Source organism: Alkalihalobacterium chitinilyticum (genome assembly GCF_029028005.1).
Taxonomy (GTDB): domain Bacteria; phylum Bacillota; class Bacilli; order Bacillales; family Bacillaceae_F; genus Alkalihalobacterium; species Alkalihalobacterium chitinilyticum.
Map to the genome: position 1 here is coordinate 1 of NZ_JAOTPO010000035.1, position 3,677 is coordinate 3,677.

Annotated in this window: 1 protein-coding gene, 10 tRNA genes and 1 rRNA gene; 11 read left to right on the top strand and 1 reads right to left on the bottom strand. The window is 38.2% G+C overall.

Going from position 1 to position 3,677, the window contains the following annotated elements; genetic code table 11:
- The first annotated feature begins 49 nt into the window (after positions 1-49).
- The 10 genes from N7Z68_RS23925 to N7Z68_RS23970 all read left to right on the top strand — a co-directional run bounded on the left by N7Z68_RS23925 (position 50) and on the right by N7Z68_RS23970 (position 942).
- Positions 50-126: transfer RNA gene (locus tag N7Z68_RS23925), tRNA-Pro, on the top strand.
- 22 nt (positions 127-148) lie between these two features.
- A tRNA-Gly gene (locus N7Z68_RS23930) sits at positions 149-222 on the top strand.
- Positions 223-233: 11 nt separating this feature from the next.
- Positions 234-310 (top strand) — tRNA-Ile (locus tag N7Z68_RS23935).
- 7 nt (positions 311-317) lie between these two features.
- Positions 318-408, top strand: a tRNA-Ser gene (locus tag N7Z68_RS23940).
- Between the two features lie 10 nt (positions 409-418).
- A tRNA-Glu gene (locus N7Z68_RS23945) sits at positions 419-493 on the top strand.
- 28 nt (positions 494-521) lie between these two features.
- Positions 522-597, top strand: a tRNA-Val gene (locus N7Z68_RS23950).
- Between the two features lie 4 nt (positions 598-601).
- Positions 602-677, top strand: a tRNA-Thr gene (locus N7Z68_RS23955).
- 9 nt (positions 678-686) lie between these two features.
- Positions 687-762 (top strand) — tRNA-Lys (locus N7Z68_RS23960).
- A 12-nt stretch (positions 763-774) separates the two neighbouring features.
- Positions 775-858: transfer RNA gene (locus tag N7Z68_RS23965), tRNA-Leu, on the top strand.
- Positions 859-865: 7 nt separating this feature from the next.
- Positions 866-942, top strand: a tRNA-Arg gene (locus N7Z68_RS23970).
- A 529-nt stretch (positions 943-1,471) separates the two neighbouring features.
- Here N7Z68_RS23970 and N7Z68_RS23975 read toward each other — a convergent pair.
- On the bottom strand, positions 1,472-2,119 hold the full coding sequence (locus N7Z68_RS23975) for a cell wall hydrolase (RefSeq protein WP_275120941.1): 648 nt from the start codon (positions 2,117-2,119) through the stop codon (positions 1,472-1,474).
- Positions 2,120-3,365: 1,246 nt separating this feature from the next.
- Between N7Z68_RS23975 and N7Z68_RS23980 the strand changes: the two genes are divergently transcribed.
- Positions 3,366-3,677, top strand: a 16S ribosomal RNA gene (locus N7Z68_RS23980); the annotation flags it as partial.

The following is a 3,677-nucleotide window of genomic DNA, read 5'->3' on the forward strand; positions in this document are numbered from 1 at the left end:
CGAATCAAAAGGTCGGGAGTTCGAATCTCTCAGGGCGCGCCATATTAAACGGGAAGTGGCTCAGCTTGGTAGAGCACCTGGTTTGGGACCAGGGGGTCGCAGGTTCAAATCCTGTCTTCCCGACCAGTTTATATAAAGTAAAAAAGATGCGGGTGTAGTTTAATGGTAAAACCTCAGCCTTCCAAGCTGATGTCGTGGGTTCGATTCCCATCACCCGCTCCATTTTAATTTATGGGCCTATAGCTCAGCTGGTTAGAGCGCACGCCTGATAAGCGTGAGGTCGGTGGTTCGAGTCCACTTAGGCCCACCATAAATATGGAGAAGTACTCAAGTGGCTGAAGAGGTGCCCCTGCTAAGGGTATAGGTCGGGTAACCGGCGCGAGGGTTCAAATCCCTCCTTCTCCGCCAAAAAATGTATGGCCCGTTGGTCAAGCGGTTAAGACACCGCCCTTTCACGGCGGTAACACGGGTTCGAATCCCGTACGGGTCACCAATAGTTAATTCAGCAACAAAAGTTTTATGGAGGATTAGCTCAGCTGGGAGAGCACCTGCCTTACAAGCAGGGGGTCGGCGGTTCGAGCCCGTCATCCTCCACCATTATGCCGGTGTAGCTCAATTGGTAGAGCAACTGACTTGTAATCAGTAGGTTGGGGGTTCAAGTCCTCTCGCCGGCACCACTTTAGTTAGAGCCATTAGCTCAGTTGGTAGAGCATCTGACTTTTAATCAGAGGGTCGAAGGTTCGAGTCCTTCATGGCTCACCATTTTTAGTTTTTGCGGGTGTGGCGGAATTGGCAGACGCGCTAGACTTAGGATCTAGTGTCTTTGACGTGGGGGTTCGAGTCCCTTCACCCGCACCAATATTGGGCGCCCTTAGCTCAGCAGGATAGAGCAACGGCCTTCTAAGCCGTCGGTCAGAGGTTCGAATCCTCTAGGGTGCGCCATCTAGTCTTACATATGTACATTAACTTAATTAAGAACAATACATAACCCGAATTGACCTAGGAGTAAAAGTCTCTTGGGTTATTTTTTTATTACAAGGTTATAAATCTGGCCCATTTTTTGATCTATTAGATTAAATTAAATCAAGAAAAACAATACTTTGAGGGAAAATGAAAAAAGCTATTATGAAGAGATTTCCATTAGCAAAACAACATAGGAGGCATGTGTTTGTTGAAAAAAATTAAAATTATAAAATACACAAAAAGCATTCTTCATAAGAATGCTTTTTGTGGTATCTAAGTATTACTATTGACGTTGATAGTTCATTTGAAGATTCAAGCTTTTATAAAAAGTATTCAAGTCGTGAACAACCTAATGAGGGTTAATGTTATATATAAACATATGTATTATATGTGATAGTTTTATTATTATTTAAGTGTTTGAATATCTCACTTGTATGATTTTCTTATTTAAGTGTAGATAGAAAAGAGTTCCTGTTTCTGTTGAATGTTTGTTACCAAATATTAATTATTAATTTTTGAATACATGGGCTCCAATAACGATGGTTGTCTCTCTAGTATCTAACCAACGACTTGTAGCTATATCTGGGTTATAGAAGAATAAAGAATCTTGCGAAATATTTCTCATGTCCGTTAAGGCTGCTGCTACGGCTTCAATAGATTCTTGATCTGCCGGTTTATTGATTTGACCGTTGGATACAGGTTGGAATTGTCTAGGTTGATAAATCACTTCTTTTATAGTATCTGGAAATTGAGAGCTTTCAAGTCTATTTAAGACCACATCTGCGACTGCGACTTTTCCTTCAAAAGGTTCTGTTTGAGCTTCAGCACGTACAATTCTTGCTAATAGATCTAGTTCCTTTTTAGAAAAATTATGATTGGTAGTTTCTGTTGATACGTTTAATTTATTTACTTCATTTTGTGGCTCCGGAGAGTTGTTGCTTTTTTTGTTCGTATGTATATTAATTTGTTGTCCTACGAAAATTAGATCGATATTATTAATCTGTGGGTTAGCTGCTGCTAATTCTTTTAATGTTAAACCATGATCCTGTGCGATTTTTGACATTGTATCTCCTTTTTCAACCGTATATCCAAAAGCAGGTGTAGCAAAGAAAAGAGCTGCTGCTAGAAATGTTAATAGAAAAATTAGTTTTTTCATAATTATATTTCCCCCTAGTTATTATAGTTTTTTGAGAGCTCGTCTATATCTCTATCTCTATGAATGGTTTGACTAGAATAGTATTACAAAAAGTTTACATAGAGATTACAGGGGGTAAATTCATAGTGTTAAAGCAATTTATATAACTATTTGCATCTTATGTATAGAGTTATAAATACTGTGATATGTTAGGTAGTCTAAAGGGTATTTATTAGCATTAATGGTTTTTTTGAAGTTAGGATATAAAAATATACATATATAAGTAGGAACTGGTTGTTATATATAATAAGAAGAAAGGGTATTCATATAGATGTGAATAATCTTATTTGGAAGGGAAGAATAAAAGATATCCATAAATATCATTTAGGGGATATTCTTTATAGTTGTTCTGGGCGAATAACTTCATAAGGGAATATCGCATCCACACCTTTCGCGTCATTTACAACCTGTGTGATTAGTAAATCGACTGCTACACTTGCGAGGGCTGTTGCCTTGAGTTTTGTTGCTCTTGAATAAGTGTTGCATGAGCTGTAGCATTTGATTTAATGCTACGGCTGTTGCCTCATTTAAGTACTCATTAAATCCAAGGTAATCCAGCATGATGGTATTTTTGCTTAATATCATCATGCAGGATAAGAGTAATGTCTACTAAATCCATAGGACACTAGATCGCCGTTCCGGAAACCACTCCGTCTCCTATAGAAAACAGACCTCCTTCTACAGAAACGGTAAAAAAAGACTACTACCTTTAACTAACTCTTTACAATCAATATTACCACCACAATAACGGTGAGGATTGATTTATAATAAGTTAAAAGTTTTTTTGCTATTCCTCTTGTATCTCTTGTATTTTCACTTCTAATGTGATAAATTAATATATCTGTTACGTATAATATTCAAAGAAGTAAATGCGCAGAATTCAGTTTTAAATTAATTATATTTACGTTTTACTTTAGCTTTAACTTGTAAAAATCTCTTGCGTATAATGCTATGTTATGATAATATTATCTATGTCGCTGTAACATGAAGTAGGATTTAAGGAAATAAAGAAAACAGCTACATTCAAAAAAAAGTTATTGCGCAGAATTTAACATTGTGCTATAATGAATATTGTCGCTAACAAACGACATGCAAAAAAAGTTCTTTGAAAACTGAACAAAAAGCCAAGCGAAATAAATGAGATACATGATATCTCGTCAATGTTTTAAAAACGTCACGTTTGTGACAATGAGCTATATCAAACACTTTTATGGAGAGTTTGATCCTGGCTCAGGACGAACGCTGGCGGCGTGCCTAATACATGCAAGTCGAGCGGACCAATTAAGAGCTTGCTCTTATGAGGTTAGCGGCGGACGGGTGAGTAACACGTGGGCAACCTGCCCTGTAGACTGGGATAACTTCGGGAAACCGGAGCTAATACCGGATAATCAATGACACCACATGGTGTCATTGTAAAAGTTGGGATACTAACACTACAGGATGGGCCCGCGGCGCATTAGCTAGTTGGTGAGGTAACGGCTCACCAAGGCGACGATGCGTAGCCGACCTGAGAGGGTGA

Bases quoted from the DNA above. Each gene is read 5' to 3' on its own strand.
- N7Z68_RS23975 (WP_275120941.1), bottom strand. From the start codon at position 2,119: ATGAAAAAACTAATTTTTCTATTAACATTTCTAGCAGCAGCTCTTTTC.